Origin of the sequence: Pseudoalteromonas sp. SMS1 (assembly GCF_021530565.1) — a bacterium.
Lineage (GTDB): Bacteria > Pseudomonadota > Gammaproteobacteria > Enterobacterales > Alteromonadaceae > Pseudoalteromonas.
The window spans coordinates 12,717-31,042 of record NZ_JAKGBI010000008.1 but is presented as its reverse complement, the minus strand read 5'-3'; the positions used below and the strand labels follow the sequence as shown (position 1 = coordinate 31,042).

Here is an 18,326-nt window from a genome sequence, read left to right as displayed (position 1 = left end):
TTGGTCCTCGTCACGGCCTCAACACAACCAAGGCTATCGATGTCTTTATTTGGGATTTGGAGCCATGCTTGGCTATTTTGTCGCGCAATCATTGTGCGTATTTCCATTGTTGTAATATGGAGCCTTGGAGTGTATTGGGTACGTGACTTGTTGAAGGGGGCACCTTAATCAATCGGTTCGTATTAACATAAATTATAAATACCCTACTTGAAGCCAAAGTTCATGAGTTGAGTTATCTGGGAGGCGACCCTATATCAAGTGATGGATGAAAAGTGAGTGTAATTTTAAATCACGTTTTACTTTATTCAGCCACTTTTTACAGGCGCCGCATAGGTATATTTGCGCATAATTTAAGCGACTTAAACAAAACGCGAAATAAATCTACAGTATCAGTAGATAAGCGCTGTTCGTTGCCAGATTATTTTGTAATAATGCCTCAGTTAACAAGCTACAAATTCAGAGGAAAGACCTCCTATGGCGGATACAGAGAATCGCCCAACTAATTTCATTAGAAATATTATTGACGGGGATCTGGCAAGCGGTAAACACGCGTCAACCCACACGCGTTTCCCGCCAGAACCAAATGGTTTTTTACACATTGGCCACGCAAAGTCTATCTGCCTTAACTTCGGGATAGCACAAGATTATAAAGGTCTTTGTAATCTTCGTTTCGATGATACTAATCCAGAAAAAGAAGACATCGACTACGTGCATTCTATTCAGGACGACGTGAAGTGGTTAGGCTTCGGTTGGGACGGTGAGATTTGTTACTCATCGAACTACTTCGATGATTTATACGGTTATGCTGTTGAACTCATTGAAAAAGGACTAGCATACGTTTGTTTTCTGTCACCAGAGCAAGCACGTGAATACCGTGGAACGCTCACAGAGCCAGGAAAAAACAGCCCACACAGAGATACTTCTGTTGAAGAGAACCTAGCCCTGTTTGAAAAAATGAAAAACGGTGAGTTCAAAGAAGGTGAATGTGTACTGCGTGCAAAAATTGACATGGCTAGCTCATTCATGGTTTTGCGCGACCCAATTATCTACAGAATTCGCTTTGCACACCATCACCAAACGGGCGATAAGTGGTGCATTTATCCAATGTATGACTTTACACACTGTATTTCTGATGCATTGGAAGGCATTACCCACTCACTATGTACACTAGAGTTCCAAGACAACCGTCGTTTATATGATTGGGTACTGGAGCACATCAGCATTGAATGCAAGCCACAGCAAATCGAATTTTCACGCTTAAACCTTGAATACACGGTGATGTCAAAGCGTAAACTCAATGACTTGGTCGAAAATGGTCAGGTTGAAGGCTGGGATGATCCGCGTATGCCAACAATTGCAGGTCTGCGCCGCAGAGGGTATACACCGGCTTCAATTCGCGAGTTCTGTAAGCGTATTGGTATCACTAAGCAAGATAATATGGTCGAAATGGGGATGCTGGAAGCATGTATCCGTGATGACCTCAACGAAAATGCTCCGCGCGCGATGGCGGTACTTGATCCGGTTAAAATTGTGATTGAGAACTACGATGCAGACAAAGTTGAAATGCTTTGTGCACCAAATCACCCCACTTTAGATATGGGTGAGCGTGAACTGCCATTTACCAGAGAAATTTTCATCGAGCGTGAAGACTTCCGCGTTGAAGCAAATAAAAAGTTCAAACGTTTGGTCTTAGGCAAAGAAGTACGCCTGCGTAATGCATATGTCATTAAAGCTGAGCGCATTGAAGAAGATGATGCTGGCAATATTACAACAATTTATTGTACTTATGATGACGAAACATTGGGTAAAAACCCAGCGGATGGTCGTAAAGTTAAAGGTGTAATTCATTGGGTATCTGCGACACGCTGTATCGAAGCTGAAGTACGCCAGTATGATCGTTTGTTTAGTGTGCCTAACCCAGCGGCAGCCGATGACTTTACCGCGACACTAAACCCAGACTCACTTGTGGTCATCGACAGTGCGAAGCTAGAACCTTCTCTAGCGAACGCTGCCGCAGAACAAGGTTTCCAGTTTGAGCGACTCGGTTACTATAGCCGTGACAACAAAGCGCAGAAGTTAACTTTCAATCAAACTGTTGGCTTAAGAGATTCTTGGGCTAAGATTGAACAAGCATAAAGCGTCGCAAAGATTATGTGCCGTTTATGATAAAAAAGGTCGACAAGTGTCGGCCTTTTTTTCAATATATTCATCACACTAGTTTGAGAAGTGCTCGCCGTGAGTAAACAGTCAATTCATAATTTCTATATTAATGAGCAGCAGTCCATTTATTTGCTGTCCCACCATGATGCTAAAAAGCACCGTCAATGGCTAAATATATGTAAAAAGCAACTTAGCTTGCTTGGTTATCAAGATGTGGAATTGATTGGCTCTGGCGCGTTCGGCTTTGTATTTGCCGGCGTCGAGGAGGGAGGCGCTGAGTGGGTATTTAAGTTTTCGCGTATTACTTTAGCACAAAGTATTCGAGACAGACTTGAGGACGAAGCTTACATGTTATCTCAAATTGATAACCCAATGGTGCCTGAGTTTTTCGCGTTTGAACGTGTAAAGAAGCAGGGCATTTTGATGATGGCACGTGCTAAAGGTGAAGATCTAGAACAGATATCGATCAAGCAGGGACGATTCACTGCCCGAGATTTAGTACAGCTTGCACTCAAGCTTCGTAATGTTTTGATTGACCTCAGAGCTCGGAAAAATGGCATGTCGCCCCAGCCGATAGTACATGGGGACATTAAACCCTCAAACATAGTATGGGAACAGTCTTCAGATTCTTTTGCACTGGTGGATTGGGGAAGCTCGGTATATGCACAGGTTGATGTGCATGGAGAACCCATTGCGAGCAATATTATGGATTTAATGTCGTCAGACATCGCCAGTACAAATGCTCGAATGGGCGATGTGTACTTTATTGGAGATGAGCAGATGTCAGGGGCTCGATCTTCTCCTCGGTTTGACGAACAGGGAGTCGCATCGACCATTTATGCGTTAGCAAGTGCGCAATCTTGCCGTTTTGGTGCGAGTGTGATCCCAGCAACAAGCTTAGGGTTACCTAAAGAGTTTGCACGGGTAATTGATGGGATGTTGAGTAAGGATAAAGTAGTGAGAGATCGCGCTGGTGACTATTTTATGCGTAATATGCCTGCGATGGCTAAAGCGTATTTACCAGACCTAGAGAAAGCACAGAATAAGGCGCCAATTCCTTTTTGGATTACGCATTTGCAAGAGCAGCCCGATACCGTTGTGTACAGTTCACGTAAACAATTTTTGCGAAGGGCGGATCATAATCAGCAATTATTAGATGTGAACGATGCCCAGCTGGACAGGTATTATAAAGAGTTCTTGTTTGATACGGGAGATACTGAAAAAGCCTTTTTGGCCTCCATCAGTCGATTGGCAAAGTACCCGGTGGTTGGTGGGTTAAGCTTTCACTGGCAGGCAGAGTCTGTATTTGTTGAATCGAGTTTGATGCTGCACGATGAGTCATTAAATTCCGCTTTTACTGATGCAGTTAATGCCACCGTCATGTTGGCCCAAGGCATAGAGCAAAAAGGACTGTTTAAATGCTGTTTGTTTGATGCTCGCCAAACTATTCAGCTACAGCGAGATGATACAGGTGCGTATATTTTTGAAAACTTACCTGAACTGCAATATAGTGTCAGTCACGTGACTGCTTCAGAGGTTACAAGGCCACATTCATATTTTGAGGATGGTAAAGATCCTGACGAACAACTTAACTTACCAAAACAAATCATACAGTGCGTATTTGAATTAAATAAAATTCACCACACTGGCTGCATCATATTTGAATCATTAAGCGATAGATTAAAAATACACTATTACTATCGACTGCTAGATGCGGCACAGGAAGAAAAATTCTCGTCTTTACTTCGAGAAATTATTCAGTATACGGTAAGTATCCAAGATTATGGCGTCGCTGGTTTTATGAAGCTGCCCTATAAGAATACCCGTGAATTTTCACTGTGTCCTCGCCAGCCTGAACATTATTACCCGAAAAACCCAAAAACCTGCATTGCCTAGATCGACTCCCATGCTTAGTGCCTACTTTTCGATTGGCATGCAACGCGGCTTTTTTCATAGTATATGACGAATTGTCAATTGTAATTCTGAGCAGCATGTTGCACCCTTGAGACAAAGGAGGAATTATGGACAAAGAGAAAAGGCAGGAAATCTTAACATTGAGTTGGGGGATCCATGATGAAGTGGAACAGGCAATAACGCGTCATAAAGCTGTGCAAGGAGATGAGTCGTGGCCGGAAAAGCAACGCCTATTGATAGCTGATATGTCACTCCATTTATTACAAACTGCACTTAAGCCAGAGCCCATGTGTAAAGAAAAGCTCAAAAACAATCTCAATGCAATTTTAACACTGTCGGATGATTTTGTGACGGAGGTGGATTTAAAGCGTGTTGCTGATGCCCTATACGGATTGGAAACGACTTAAATCGCAAAGTAAAAAGCCAGCACAATGCTGGCTTAGATTCCGTGATAGGTTTACGTTATTATCAGTTGTCTGACTCAGTAAACTTTTTACAGGCTTCTTCGTCCACGCACTCACCGTATAGGTATAAAGAGTGGTTAGTTAGTTTGATACCATTGCTTGTTGCAATCTCAACCTGGCGAGTTTCAATAACATCATCTTCAAACTCAATTACTTTACCACACTTCAAGCATACTAAGTGATCGTGGTGTGTGCTGCCCGATAGCTCGAACACAGACTTTCCACCTTCAAAGTGGTGACGAGTCACAATACCAGCGTCATCAAATTGGTTTAGTACACGGTAAACAGTTGCTAGACCAATTTCTTCGCCTTTATCTAGCAATATTTTGTAAACGTCTTCAGCACTGATATGTTGGTTTTCTGGAGATTGTAAAATCTCCAGAATTTTAATACGCGGTAAGGTGACTTTTAAGCCCGCCTTTTTAAGCTCTAAGTTGTGATCAGTCATTTAATCTGTCTCAATCTATTTTCTTTTACTTCAATTCTTAAGAATAAGCACGACCATTTTCTTAAGAATAACGTGCACGGGCAACAAGTCAAAGCTTGTTTTATCAATTAAAAGAATTAATCTTCTAATTCGCTCAAGCACATTTCATCATATACCTGCGCACACCAAGCTTTAATACGTTGCTCAGTAAGTTCAGGTTGGCGGTCTTCATCGATACCTAGGCCGACAAAATGGTTGTCATCGACAAGCGCTTTTGACGCTTCAAACTCATAGCCTTCAGTTGACCAGTGACCGACAACAATTGCACCACGTTCTGTAACAATGTCATTCACCATGCCCATCGCATCTAAGAAGTATTCAGCGTAGTCTTCTTGGTCACCACAACCAAAAATAGCAACTAGCTTACCTTCAAAGTTAATTTCTTCTAATTCAGGGAAGAAATCATCCCAATCACATTGGGCTTCGCCGTAATACCAAGTAGGGATACCAAATAAAATCAGGTCAAACTCTTCAATGTCAGCTTTGCTGCTTTTAGCAATGTCCTTTACATCAATTAATTTTTTACCTAATTCTTTTTGGATCTGTTTAGCAACGTGCTCGGTGTTACCCGTATCACTACCGAAAAAAATACCTACGCTTGCCATTAATTACTTACCTTTATCTATTAATCGCTAATTTCTCTTGCAAGATGGTTTCTATTAGTGCACTACGGCTGATATTTTGTTCTTCAGCCATATCACTCAACGCTTGGTAAAGTTCTGAAGAAACTTTGAACTCTACGCGCTTTAACCCTCTTGCTCTATCTCTTTTAATTTGATTGCGCTTGTTGATCTTAAGCTGCATCTCCCTCGGTAAGGGATTTGTTTTGGGCCGACCAGGGCGCTTTTCATTTTCAAATAAGTCGATAGTTGTTCTATCTAATTCAGACTTGGCCATTAACCAACACCCGCACCTTGCCAAAACACTTGGATGACACCTTTGGCTATGAAACCTGAACAACCTAAAAACAACACCAGCCAGACGATGTATCGACCAAATTTAGGCACGTCACCCTTCTTTAGAACGTCCTGTATCGCCATTCCAATAAGAAAGAATATACATGCGAGAGCAAAGTAAAAACCAAGAGTTTCAAACTCATTTATGTATTGACTGATCATCTTTGCACTACTAAAACCTTAAACGGCGGCTACTATAGCATATCTATCTACAATAAATTAAGCAGCCCCGCATAAAAATCTCTGACAATTATTGAATAAAATCAATAATTGAACGATTGACAGCTTCTGGCTTTTCAGCATGTAGCCAATGACCAGCACCTTGGATGATCTTAGCTTTTGCTTTGGAGAAAGCGCCGACAATCGCCTCTCTATGCTCTGGTAGAATATAATCGGAATTATTTCCTTTGATAAAGAGCGTATCACACAAACAGGTACGAGGTGTATCTATGTTAGCGATAATCTTAGAATAATTTTCTTCGATAACCGATAGGTTAAAACGCCACTCCAGTATACCCTGAGAGTTTTTGGCGAGGCTTTTTAATAAAAACTGTCTGACCCCTAGCTCTTCAATGTAACCCGACAGTATTTTATCTGCATCGGCTCGGCTCGCGGGTGTTTGCTGGCTCACTTGGTTTAACGCCGCGATAATTGTGTCATGCCTGGGGTGATAGTTTACGGGGGCAATGTCCAGAACAATCAGCTTTTCAACTTTCTGTTCATCCATCATTGCAACCTGCATGGCGACTTTGCCTCCCATTGAGTGACCAACAAGGTTGACATTGTGCAAGCCAAGATGATCGATTAACGCTAAAATATCTGCAGCCATCACATCATAGCTCATTTTGTCTCCTTTAAAGGAGCGGCCATGATTTCGTAAGTCGACGTTGATGACATGAAAGCTTGGCTCCAGTGCCCTAGCGATAACATTTAGGTTCTCTAGTGAGCCAAATAAGCCGTGAATCAAGATCACAGTTTTGGCATTATTTGGGTCTAAACCACTTTGTTTAAAATTGAGTAACATACAACCTCCAAGTTTGCGCGGCTATTTTGCCAGTGTTAATTCAAAAATCAAAGCCGTAGAGGAATATGATAAATTTAGATATAATCTCTCGCAGATGCGGTATATGTACAAAATGACAGGACAAGCATGAAAACAATAGAAATAGATGACGAGCTATATCAATACATTGCAAGCAATACGCAGAGTATTGGTGAGAGCGCCTCACAGATCCTGCGTCGTTTATTAGAATTAGAGCCTTCCCAAGGCGATTCAGTTAAAGCTTCAAACGAAGTTGAAAAAGCAGTTGAGCAACCTCAGTCAGCGGAAGCTGTGGAGGAAGTGCCAGAACCCGTTAAAGAAACAGCCAATGTGTTTAATATTTTGAATAAAGAAGAACTCGCAATGCAAAAGGGCGTTGTGGGCAGGTTTTTATTCATTCTGGCTGCGTTTCATAGAACTCACAAAGCCCAATTCAATCGAGTACTTGATATTAAGGGTAGAGACAGAATCTACTTTGCCAAAAGCAAAGAAGCGTTACTTGAAAGTGGGAGCAGTATGAACCCAAAAAATATCACGGACAGTGAATATTGGGTCATGACCAATTCAAATACCACGCGCAAGAAGATGATGCTGCACGAAGTAGCGCTTAATCTAGGCTACACTCAGCAGCAAGCAGAAACCATTAGAGACTACCTATAAGGAAATGTGATGGCAAACCATCCAAACGCAGGCAAACCAGCTCCCAAATCCCAGCTCGCGAATATTCCGAAGCTGGTTTCGGCATATTATTTGAATGAGCCTGATCTCGAAGTCAACCCAGAGCAATGTGTTGCTTTTGGCACCTCTGGCCATCGTGGATGCTCGTATAATGTGAAGTTTAATGAATCACATATATTGGCGATTACACAGGCGATTTGTGATTACCGAAAAGCGAACAATATTTTTGGACCGCTTTTCTTGGGTAAAGACACCCATGCGCTTTCAGAGGCCGCTTTTAATTCTGCTATAGAAGTGCTTGTTGCCAATGAAGTGCAAGTGATTACCCAAGAAGGAGATGACTTTACACCGACCCCGGTTATTAGCCATGCGATTGTTTGCCACAATAGAACTCACCCACAGGAATTGGCTGACGGCATAGTTGTGACGCCATCACACAACCCGCCCGAAGACGGCGGTTTTAAGTACAACCCGCCAAATGGTGGTCCAGCGGACACTGAAGTCACGAACTGGATAGAGCAACGAGCAAACCAGTTATTGCGTGAAGACTTGGTAGAAGTGGAGCTGTTTCCATATGCCAAAGCCAAACGTTCGGGCTTTATTAAATATGAAGATTTGATTACCCCTTATGTTGAAGATCTAGCTAATGTGATTGATTTAGACGCAATTGCTAAAGCCGGTGTTAACATTGGCATCGATCCGCTAGGTGGTTCAGGGATTAATTTCTGGCCCGTGATTGCGAAACGCTATAATCTCAATATGACTGTTGTGAATGACGAAGTAGATCCCCGCTTTGCATTTATGCCATTAGATAAAGATGGCAAAATTCGAATGGATTGTTCTTCGCCATTTGCAATGGCAAACCTGATTGCGTTGAAAGATGACTATGACATTGGAATAGGGAATGACCCAGATTACGATCGTCATGGCATTGTAACCAAAGATGGTTTGATGAACCCGAATCATTTTCTTGCTGTCGCGATTGACTATTTACTTCAACATCGTGACTGGTCAAAAGACGTCAAGGTTGGGAAGACTCTAGTGTCTAGCGGCATGATTGATAAAGTCGTCACCCAACTCGGTCATGAAGTTTACGAAGTCCCTGTTGGTTTTAAATGGTTCGTCGAGGGGCTCAGTGATAAATGGCTTGCATTTGGTGGTGAAGAGAGTGCAGGTGCCTCTTTCCTTAGGATGAATGGCGATGTTTGGAACACTGACAAAGACGGTTTTATTCTAGGGCTGTTGGCGGCAGAAATTTTAGCGGTGACAGGAAAAACACCGTCAGAGCGCTATCGGGAATTAGAACAACAGTTCGGTGCACCAAGTTATAAGCGAATTGATGCGCCTGCCACAGGCTCTCAAAAAGCGCGATTAAAAGCGCTGAGTGTTGATGATGTGAAAGTAACAACGCTAGCGGGTGACCAAATTACAGATATTTTAACACATGCGCCTGGAAACGGTGCAGCGATTGGTGGGCTGAAAGTCGTGACTGAGTCAGGCTGGTTTGCGGCAAGACCATCGGGCACGGAAGATATTTACAAGATTTATCTAGAATCTTTCAAAGGCGAAGCACATTTAGCTGAGCTTGAGAATGCAGCGAAAGCACTGGTAGATAGTGTGATTAGTTAATGTCGTACAATTCTTAAAGGCCATTAATTTAATGGCCTTTTCTTTTTTCTTCTCTCATAAGGTGACAGTATGTACCTTGATACATTAAAAACCACAGGGGACTTTTTAACCATTACTCGTGAAAATGAATTTTCACTTGAGCCAAGTCAGTTTACTTTGGCAAATGGGACAGAGGTTAAAGTAATCGACACTGGTGTTATTGAGTTCACACCATGTTGTAAGACCACGAAAGACATTGTGTTGTCCAGTGCTGTGCATGGTAATGAGACCGCACCCATTGAAATTTGTGATGCGCTTATTCAACAGATTATTCAAGGTAAACTTGAATTAAAACAGCGTGTATTATTTATTTATGGCAATCCTAAGTCGATTAATATTGGTCATCGTTTTGTGGATGAAAATCTAAATCGTCTGTTTAATGGCGCCCATGAAAACCGCTCAGACAACCCAGAGCAAGTTAGAGCTGCTAAGTTAGAATCATATGTACGTGCCTTTTTTACAAGTGTTGAAGAAGGAAGATACCGAGCTCATTATGACTTACATACCGCTATACGAGGCTCCAAAAACGAAAAGTTCGCTGTTTACCCGTTCTTGCATGGTAAGCCTTGGAAAAAGTCGCAACTTCAGTTCTTGCTGTCCTGTGGTGTCAATACCGTCTTAATGATGAGCGCCGCAGCAACGACGTTCAGCTATTTTTCGTCAAAGCAATTTGGCGCAGATGCGTTTACCGTGGAGCTTGGTCAGGTTAAGCCATTTGGTGAGAATAATATGGCGAGTTTTGAAGCGACAAAGCAAACATTGACTGCATTAATTAGCCAAGAAAGTGTTAATTATAAGGATTTTGATGCAGGTGACTTCGAGCTATTTACAGTACATAGAACAATAAACCGCACATGTGAAGACTTTTCTTTCCCATTCCCCGACAGTGCTGTAAATTTCACCGGTTTTGCTAAAGGTGAATTATTAGCCACTGATGGTGAAACACAGGTTTTTGCTGATGTTGAAGGAGAAGCAATCATCTTCCCAAATGCTAAAGTTGCCCTTGGCCAGCGTGCATTGTTAACCGTAATTCCTATGGAAGTAAACGAGGATTTCATTTAACTTACTGAAATAAAAGCTCTTTCATAACCGTATCGAAATCTTTCCAGAATAAAAATGCAAATTATCGGTTATTCATCTAGGATTAGTTGAATAACCGTTTACGTTAACGTAAAGTGGCAAAAGCTTTAATTTAAGTAATTTGCATTTACCGCACTAATTATTCAAAACTCTATTCGCGGGCTTTATGTCGATGCTATTGACTGCAAGTATTGCAAATTGGCGATGACAACAAGAGAAGGTAGGTTATGACTAACCCCAATAACATATCGTTAAATATAAGCCATGCACTCGAATTCATCGATGGCCATGCGCTTAATATTCCAACATTAAAAATCTTGAGTGAACAAGGAGATATCTTAGACGGTGCGGCAGCACCAGAACTAGATAAAGAAACTGCGCTTAAGATATATAGCACAATGAGATTTATCCGCTTGTTGGATGAACGTATGCAAGCTGCACAGCGCCAAGGCCGTATCAGTTTTTACATGCAGTGTTTGGGCGAAGAAGCCGCAATTACAGCAAGTGCTGCGGCATTAAAACAAGATGACATGATCATGGCTCAATATCGTGAGCAAGCGGCATTACACTATCGTGGTTTCACGTTAGAACAATTTATGAACCAGCTTTTTTCAAATGAAAAAGACTTGGGTAAAGGTCGTCAAATGCCAGTTCATTATGGTTCTAATGAACTTCATTATTTAACAATTTCTTCTCCATTAGGCACGCAAATTCCGCAGGCGACAGGGTATGCTTACGGGCAAAAGCTTAAGCATATCGACAAAGCCTCGGGAGAACTGAGTTCAGAAATAGACAACGTCACGATCTGTTATTTTGGTGAAGGCGCCGCTTCTGAAGGGGACTTCCATGCTGGCCTGAATATGGCAGCTGTGCACAAAGCACCTGTGATCTTCTTTGCCCGTAACAACGGATATGCGATTTCTACGCCTGCTGATGAGCAGTTCAAAGGGGATGGCATTGCATCTCGTGGCGTAGGTTATGGTATTAAAACTATCCGTGTGGATGGCGCGGATACACTCGCGGTATACGAGGCCACTAAAAAAGCTCGTGAAATTGCCGTGACAACAGGCGAACCGGTACTGATTGAGTCTATTGCTTATCGCTTAGGTGCCCATTCTACATCAGACGATCCGTCGGGCTATCGTACAAAAGATGAAGAAGCTGAATTTAAAAATAGCTGCCCTGTTGAAAGATTTAAAACTTGGTTACTAAAACAAGGTTGGCTAGATGAAAATGAAGACGAAGCTATCAAAGACAAGATCAGAGAAGAGATCTTAGCTGCGCTAAAAGTGGCCGAGAAGGTACAAAAGCCTGCATTAGAAGAACTTGTTTCTGACGTATACGACACGCCAATTCCGGCGCTAAAACAGCAATATGAAGAACTAAAAGCGCACATTAAAAAATATCCGGACGCTTATCCAGTAACTGCAGGGAGAATTAAATAATGGCTAAAATGAATATGTTACACGCCATTAACTCGGCGCTTGATATCAGTATGGCTGAACACCCGCAAGCTTGTATCTTTGGTGAAGATGTCGGTTACTTTGGCGGTGTATTTCGGGCCACTTCTGGGCTTCAAGAAAAGTATGGTAAGCACCGTGTTTTCAACACCCCCTTAACAGAACAGGGCATACTTGGTTTTGCTAACGGGTTAGCTGCATTTGGTGCGCCGGCACTTGCTGAAATTCAATTTGCAGATTATATCTTCCCTGCTTTCGACCAAATCGTTAATGAGTCAGCCAAATTCCGCTACCGCTCAGGTAACGAATTTAATGTCGGTAACTTAACAATCCGCACACCATATGGTGGTGGTATTGCAGGTGGTTTATACCACTCTCAGTCACCCGAAGCTTATTTTGCACATACACCAGGCTTAAAACTGGTTGTTCCTCGTAACCCGTATCAGGCTAAGGGCCTATTAAGAGCGTGTATTAAAGACGACAACCCAGTGATTTTCTTTGAGCCTAAACGACTTTATCGCGCGTCAGTAGGCGAAGTACCAGAAGAAGATTACAGTATTGAAATAGGTACGGCTGAAGTCGTCAAAGCAGGCTCAGATGTCACTGTACTTGCCTGGGGTGCGCAGATGGAAATTATTGAACAAGCCGCTCAAAAAGCTGAAGAAGCAGGCATTAGCTGTGAGCTAATCGACTTGCGCTCAATTTTACCTTGGGATGCAGAGACACTGATAAAGTCAGTAACCAAAACAGGACGTTTGGTTATTAGCCATGAGGCACCCATTACAAATGGTTTTGGTGCTGAGATTGCGGCGACAATCCAAAAAGAGTGTTTCCTGCATCTTGAGTCACCGATTGAGCGTGTGTGTGGACTCGATACACCTTATCCATTAGCGCTTGAAAAAGAATATGTGCCTGATGCACTGAAAGTGTTTGAAGCGATTAAAAAGTCAGTGGAATTTTAAGGATAAGTCATGTCTAAAGAATTTATTTTACCAGATATCGGCGAAGGCATCGTAGAATGTGAAGTCGTAGAGTGGTTGGTTGCGGTTGGCGATACTGTAAAAGAAGATCAGCCGATTTGTGATGTGATGACGGACAAAGCGCTTGTACAAATTCCAGCTGTCCATGATGGTGTGATTACTCAACTACACTATGCAAAAGGGGATATTGCCAAAGTGCATGAACCTTTATTTGCGATGGATGTCGCAGGCGAGTCTGCGTCACAAGCCACTGATATAAATAGTAGTGAAAGCGCAAATACAACTGTTCAGGCACCTGCAACGGGTTCGCACCTTGAAGACTTTATCTTACCGGACATCGGTGAGGGTATTGTCGAGTGTGAAATTGTTGAATGGCTAGTAACTGAAGGGCAAGAGATCAAAGAAGATCAGGCTGTGTGTGACGTTATGACAGACAAAGCACTGGTTCAGATCCCAGCTAAGTACGACGGCGTAGTTGAAAAGCTCTACTATCAAAAGGGCGACATTGCGCAAGTTCATAGCCCGTTATTCCAGGTTCGCATTGCGGGCAATGGGGGGGCTGGCAGTGAACAGTCTCAGTCAGTAGAAGCACAGCTAGAGATCCATAAGCCTCAACCTGCACCGGTAAATGGCAAGCCCGTTTCTGGGAAAGCCGTGGCGTCTCCTGCAGTAAGAAGACGTGCCCGTGAAATGGATATTGATATTTGTCTCGTTCAGGGCAGTGGTAAAAATGGTCGTGTTTATAAGGAAGACTTGGAAAGTTATCTGAAAGGCGGTCAAGCACCTGCACCAGTGTTATCCTCGCCTGAGAAAGTCTCTGCACCAGAATCTAGTGTTAATCGCTCTGGTGGCACGCGTGTGGAACCAATTCGAGGTATGAAAGCTGCGATGGCTAAGCAGATGGTTGCTTCGGTCTCGACTATTCCACACTTTACCTACAGTGACGAAATTGACTTAACAGAACTGATTGCGCTGAGGTTGTCATTAAAAGAGCAGTATGCGAAGCAAGGTATTAAGCTAACAATGATGCCATTCTTCATTAAGGCGCTGTCTTTAGCAATAAAAGAGTTCCCGATTCTAAACTCGCAAGTCAATGATGACTGTACAGAAATTACTTATTTCGATGACCACAATATTGGGATGGCCGTAGATAGCAAATTGGGCTTATTGGTGCCTAATATCAAGGGTTGTCAGAATAAGTCGATAGTAGATGTAGCTGAAGCTGTTACACAGTTAACAGATGCGGCAAGAGAAGGGCGTGTATCACCTGATGCACTGAAAGGTGGCACAATTTCGATATCCAATATCGGTGCAATCGGCGGTACGACTGCAACGCCAATCATTAATAAACCTGAAGTGGCAATTGTTGCTTTGGGCAAATTACAGCATTTACCACGTTTTGATGCGACAGGTAATGTGGTTTCACGTTCTATAATGCAAGTAAGCTGGTCAGGAGACCATAGAGTGATTGATGGCGGCACCATTGCGCGATTCAATAACCTTTGGAAATCGTACTTAGAAGAGCCTGCAAAAATGATGATGGCGATGCGCTAAATCTAGATTGTAAAGGTCCTTTACACGCCTCCAAAACCCTTGTTTTGGGGGCGTTTTGCTTTTATATAGAAACAACCCTAGTCGCCATAGTTTATCTACAAGGATATATTCCAACTGGTTGTAAAAGTCCGTATAATGCTCACCCTGAATTTTTTTACCCGTAGCAATTAAATAAACCGTTTTGTGGGCCCTTGAGAAGTCGTAATGAATCAGAAAGACGATAGAAAAGAAGTACTAGAATTTAATAAGTTGCAAAAGAAACTACGTAGAAACGTGGGGAATGCAATTAAAGACTACAATATGATCGAAGAAGGTGATGTTGTAATGGCTTGCATAAGTGGTGGTAAAGACTCTTTTGCCATGCTTGATATATTGCTGAACTTGCAAAAAGCTGCACCGATTAAATTTGATGTTGTCGCTGTTAACCTAGACCAAAAGCAACCAGGCTTTCCTGAACATATATTGCCTGAGTACTTTGAGAGTTTAGATATCCCTTATTATATTGTGGATAAAGATACGTACTCAGTGGTTAGAGAGAAAGTACCTGAAGGTAAAACGACTTGTGGCTTATGTTCAAGATTACGCCGCGGCACTTTGTATTCTTTTGCTGAAAAAATTGGCGCGACAAAACTGGCGCTTGGCCACCATATGGATGACATCGTTGAAACGATGTTTTTAAACATGTTCCATGGTTCAAGGTTAAAGGCCATGCCACCTAAATTGCGCTCAGATGATGGACGAAATGTAGTCATAAGACCATTAACATATTGCCGTGAGAAAGATCTTATTAAGTATGCAGAGCACAAGCAATTTCCAATTATTCCTTGTAATTTGTGTGGCTCTCAAGAAAATCTGCAAAGGCAAAATATTAAAGCGATGTTGATTGAATGGGATAGCAAGACGCCAGGTCGTGTAGACAGTATTTTTAAATCACTGCAAAATGTGAGCCCAAGCCAACTAGCTGATACAAATCTATTTGATTTTGAAAATCTACCAATAGATAGGGAAGCACAAAGAGACGAATATCAGTTTAGTGAAGCGACGGTGTCGTCAACCAACATTGATGAGTCTTTATTTATTGATGTGACAAACATCTAAAAATTCTGAATCAGATACGTATTTTCGCGTATCTGATTTATGAACTTACTTTGCCTTTCAGTAAGTTATCTAGTTTAGTTTCTAAATAGTTTGGCAGCCACTTGACCATGATGCTTTTAAAAGCTTGTGAGTTGGTCAATACAGGTATGGTTTCATTTATCACACCAATAATCTCCTTACCGTTTTCGTTTTTTGTACACCCTACATACCCATATGCCAGTGGTGATATGTCATCAAGCAGCAGTTGTGATAACTCAGCTTTGGTATGGGTAAGTTTATGTATGTAATGGTGTTCACTCGGATATCCGATGACCGCGTCTACTCGCTTTTTAATGAGCATGTTAGTCAAGCTCTCCAACGCATCTTGCCCTGGCCTTGTAAGTACTTGCTCTTTAGGGAGAGATTTAATGATGTCATCTAACACACTGCCATAAGAGCGTTGCATCGCCACGCCTAGCACTAAATTATGTTTTTCAATAAATTGTTTTAAACTCACAGTTTCAAGTTGCTGTTTGTTCAACGCGGCGAGCGTTTTATTCGAAATCGCCAGAGTAGGGGATAGGCCCACCGTTGCATAGCTGTCACTAAAGTGCATAAATTTTTGCCGTTCTCTGGTTTTGTAAAGAGACAACATGCAATATGTTTTTCTTTTATCACTTAACGCTCGAATGGCCCGGCTGGCAGGAAAGAATATTTTGTTTTCACTGTAGTCGGGTAAGTGACTGTGAAGTAAATTGATCACTAACTCGTCCCGACCTGTTCCTTCTAGATCGTCACTGATCATGTAATATGGAGGGAAATCAGTGATGATCCAGTCAATAGACTTGGCTTTAGCAGGCCCAATTAGCATTAATAACAAAAATAATGTTTTGCGCACGCTTAACTCTCTTATTTTCTTATCAATAAAGCTTAGCAAAAACGGTGTAATTTCCAACCTAGACTACCTTACTTACGTTAAATTATGAAATTTGGATTTGTAATTAATTTTACAATTTTATTGTTTTTGCTACATTTGAGTTTGTACACCAACCTTTTTGTGGGAATAAGTGCGGTGGCCAATAGACTTTGTTCAAGGATTGGTCTTGCTTTAATGTGAGTATAAAGTGTTTTAATTTAACGCTTAGGGTAAAATACAGGGTTGGCGTATCAAGTAAATTTCAATAATAAGAGAAACGCTATGATTACGCTTGTAGTGAGTGATATATTCGGTCAAACAAAAAGCCTCGAAGGCTTTGTTAATGAACTCGATGGCAGTACCGCTATCTGTTCACCTTACCCTTTCCGTCAAGGGCACCTCGATAGAGATGAATCGTCTGCATACGAGCAGTTTTTAGAAACCTCAGGACATGACAAGTATGTCGAAAAAGTGGTAGAGGCTATCTCAAGTAAGCAGCCAGATTTGATAATTGGCTTTTCAGCCGGCGCAGTGGCGAGCTGGCGAGCGCTTTCTGCGATGCCAATAAAAAGCGCAACTAAGCTGATTGCTTTTTATCCTAGTCAAATACGCAACCACTTACAGTTACACCCCAAGTGCGATGTAGATATCTACTTTCCGTATGAAGAAAGCCACTTTGATGTCAAGCCAGTAATCGCGCACCTATCAGATGTGAATGGGGTTCAATGTTTTAGAACGAGGTATCAGCACGGTTTTATGAATGCACTGTCACAAAACTTTTCTGCTGAAGCCTATCACCATTATACAAGTATATGTCAGCAGAATATCTCACAAGCAATTAAGTTAAAATTAGCCAACCGGAGAATAAAAAGTGGACTAGAATTGACTATGTAAATCATAAAGTAGAAGGAGTTATGTATGTCAGATCAGCCTCGTATTCCTTATCGACACTATCCCGGTAACCCGATTGCAAAGCCGCCATGCAGAATGCTCAATGCCATGATGTATGGCTTTTTTGTCAAAGGGGAGCTAGAAACAATTCAAAACTACGTCGATTTAACTCTCAATTCAGTACCAAGCGAAAGTACTGCATTTAGAGCTCTATCTTCGTATTGTCTCTTAACTTTTACTGACATTGAAAACATTGCCTCTAAAGTCCCACCGTTTAGCAATTACGGTTATATGCAAGAAACGGATATTATTGTCTGGTTGCCGATCGCACAAATTAGCAAACAAGAAAATAAGATGACGCATCTGTACTGGTATCCTGCGTTTATTACGGTCAATAATATTAATGCGCTGGTAAATGGGAGAGAAACGTGGGGTTACAACAAATATCTGTGCAAATACCAGATGCCAACAAGTCAGCATCGTGCAGATTACTTTTCGTTGAGCTTAGAAACGTTTCAACCATTTCAAGCAGACAAAAAAATGGCTTGGTATGAACTACTTTCGATCGAAAGGGTTGCAGATGACGACACTTGGTTTGAAGAGGCCATAGAAATCGGAAAAGAGGTTGCCGAACTTATCCATAGTAGCGTTCACGACCTTGGGGTTGGCATCGATTTCTTCAAACAACTCTTTACAGGTTTTTCGAACCCTCAACTTGCACAGATCCTATTCAAACAGTTTCCAGATGGCTATGCAGAAAATAGTGTATATAGTGCTGTTGTTCACTCGCCGTCGACGGTCAAAAAAATACATAAACTCGGCTTTTTAAAAGATGAATATAAAGTCACGTTTAATCAGGTTGATGCTTTCCCGTTGGAAGAGATGTTCGGTATAAAGGTGGGTGAGCAGTTTGCAAAGCTGCCTTACTTCTTGTGCATGGACTTTGATCAAGACGGTGCTAAAGAAATTGTAACTGCCGACTTGTAGGCGTTAAGGAAT

Annotated in this window: 18 protein-coding genes; 12 read left to right on the top strand and 6 right to left on the bottom strand. The window is 41.9% G+C overall.

Translation table 11 applies throughout. The annotated features are described in order from the left end of the window. Positions 1 to 474 precede the first annotated feature (474 nt). The 3 genes from glnS to L1286_RS11035 all read left to right on the top strand — a co-directional run bounded on the left by glnS (position 475) and on the right by L1286_RS11035 (position 4,481). Positions 475 to 2,136, top strand: a complete 1,662-nt coding sequence (glnS, locus tag L1286_RS11045; RefSeq protein WP_235407103.1) for a glutamine--tRNA ligase — start codon at positions 475 to 477, stop codon at positions 2,134 to 2,136. Between the two features lie 99 nt (positions 2,137 to 2,235). Next, on the top strand, positions 2,236 to 4,056 hold the full coding sequence (locus L1286_RS11040; protein ID WP_235407102.1) for a protein kinase domain-containing protein: 1,821 nt from the start codon (positions 2,236 to 2,238) through the stop codon (positions 4,054 to 4,056). Positions 4,057 to 4,181: 125 nt separating this feature from the next. After that, complete coding sequence (locus L1286_RS11035) at positions 4,182 to 4,481, top strand: hypothetical protein (RefSeq protein WP_235407100.1); 300 nt, start codon at positions 4,182 to 4,184, stop codon at positions 4,479 to 4,481. 61 nt (positions 4,482 to 4,542) lie between these two features. Here the strand turns inward: L1286_RS11035 and fur are convergent, their stop codons facing one another. From fur to L1286_RS11010, 5 genes are all read right to left on the bottom strand, one after another. Beyond that, positions 4,543 to 4,986 (bottom strand): ferric iron uptake transcriptional regulator, encoded by a 444-nt coding sequence (gene fur, locus L1286_RS11030; protein WP_235407098.1) that lies wholly within the window; start codon positions 4,984 to 4,986, stop codon positions 4,543 to 4,545. A gap of 116 nt (positions 4,987 to 5,102) precedes the next feature. After that, positions 5,103 to 5,630, bottom strand: coding sequence for a flavodoxin FldA (gene fldA, locus L1286_RS11025; RefSeq protein WP_235407096.1), 528 nt, complete (start codon positions 5,628 to 5,630; stop codon positions 5,103 to 5,105). 13 nt (positions 5,631 to 5,643) lie between these two features. Then, on the bottom strand, positions 5,644 to 5,922 hold the full coding sequence (ybfE, locus tag L1286_RS11020; RefSeq protein WP_023399385.1) for a LexA regulated protein: 279 nt from the start codon (positions 5,920 to 5,922) through the stop codon (positions 5,644 to 5,646). Beyond that, entirely contained in the window at positions 5,922 to 6,143 is a 222-nt protein-coding gene (locus L1286_RS11015; protein WP_023399386.1) for a DUF2788 domain-containing protein, read from the bottom strand. The genes ybfE and L1286_RS11015 overlap by 1 nt, the downstream gene beginning before the upstream one ends. Before the next feature lie 88 nt (positions 6,144 to 6,231). Continuing rightward, positions 6,232 to 7,005 carry an alpha/beta fold hydrolase gene (locus L1286_RS11010; RefSeq protein ID WP_235407094.1) on the bottom strand — a complete coding sequence of 258 codons (774 nt, stop codon included), beginning with the start codon at positions 7,003 to 7,005 and terminating at the stop codon, positions 6,232 to 6,234. Positions 7,006 to 7,131: 126 nt separating this feature from the next. Between L1286_RS11010 and seqA the strand changes: the two genes are divergently transcribed. The 7 genes from seqA (at position 7,132) to ttcA (ending at position 15,541) form a co-directional block, all read left to right on the top strand. Further along, positions 7,132 to 7,683, top strand: coding sequence for a replication initiation negative regulator SeqA (gene seqA, locus L1286_RS11005; RefSeq protein WP_235407092.1), 552 nt, complete (start codon positions 7,132 to 7,134; stop codon positions 7,681 to 7,683). Between the two features lie 9 nt (positions 7,684 to 7,692). After that, the gene (pgm, locus tag L1286_RS11000) at positions 7,693 to 9,330 is read left to right on the top strand and encodes a phosphoglucomutase (alpha-D-glucose-1,6-bisphosphate-dependent) (protein ID WP_235407089.1); all 1,638 of its coding nucleotides are present in this window, start codon (positions 7,693 to 7,695) and stop codon (positions 9,328 to 9,330) included. 69 nt (positions 9,331 to 9,399) lie between these two features. Next, positions 9,400 to 10,431 carry a succinylglutamate desuccinylase gene (astE, locus tag L1286_RS10995; RefSeq protein ID WP_235407087.1) on the top strand — a complete coding sequence of 344 codons (1,032 nt, stop codon included), beginning with the start codon at positions 9,400 to 9,402 and terminating at the stop codon, positions 10,429 to 10,431. Positions 10,432 to 10,676: 245 nt separating this feature from the next. Beyond that, positions 10,677 to 11,894, top strand: coding sequence for a thiamine pyrophosphate-dependent dehydrogenase E1 component subunit alpha (locus L1286_RS10990; protein ID WP_235407086.1), 1,218 nt, complete (start codon positions 10,677 to 10,679; stop codon positions 11,892 to 11,894). Beyond that, on the top strand, positions 11,894 to 12,871 hold the full coding sequence (locus L1286_RS10985; protein WP_235407084.1) for an alpha-ketoacid dehydrogenase subunit beta: 978 nt from the start codon (positions 11,894 to 11,896) through the stop codon (positions 12,869 to 12,871). Before L1286_RS10990 ends, L1286_RS10985 begins: the two co-directional genes overlap by 1 nt. A 9-nt stretch (positions 12,872 to 12,880) precedes the next feature. Next, positions 12,881 to 14,443, top strand: a complete 1,563-nt coding sequence (locus L1286_RS10980; RefSeq protein WP_235407082.1) for a dihydrolipoyllysine-residue acetyltransferase — start codon at positions 12,881 to 12,883, stop codon at positions 14,441 to 14,443. 204 nt (positions 14,444 to 14,647) lie between these two features. Beyond that, on the top strand, positions 14,648 to 15,541 hold the full coding sequence (gene ttcA / locus L1286_RS10975; RefSeq protein WP_235407080.1) for a tRNA 2-thiocytidine(32) synthetase TtcA: 894 nt from the start codon (positions 14,648 to 14,650) through the stop codon (positions 15,539 to 15,541). A 37-nt stretch (positions 15,542 to 15,578) separates the two neighbouring features. On the opposite strand, the gene L1286_RS10970 is transcribed toward ttcA, so the two are convergent. Further along, entirely contained in the window at positions 15,579 to 16,418 is an 840-nt protein-coding gene (locus L1286_RS10970) for a TIGR02285 family protein (RefSeq protein ID WP_235407079.1), read from the bottom strand. Positions 16,419 to 16,718: 300 nt separating this feature from the next. On the opposite strand from L1286_RS10970, the gene L1286_RS10965 reads away from it, so the two are divergent. Continuing rightward, the gene (locus L1286_RS10965) at positions 16,719 to 17,330 is read left to right on the top strand and encodes a hypothetical protein (protein ID WP_235407077.1); all 612 of its coding nucleotides are present in this window, start codon (positions 16,719 to 16,721) and stop codon (positions 17,328 to 17,330) included. Positions 17,331 to 17,354: 24 nt separating this feature from the next. Further along, the gene (locus tag L1286_RS10960) at positions 17,355 to 18,314 is read left to right on the top strand and encodes an acetoacetate decarboxylase (RefSeq protein ID WP_235407075.1); all 960 of its coding nucleotides are present in this window, start codon (positions 17,355 to 17,357) and stop codon (positions 18,312 to 18,314) included. The last annotated feature ends 12 nt before the right edge of the window (positions 18,315 to 18,326 follow it).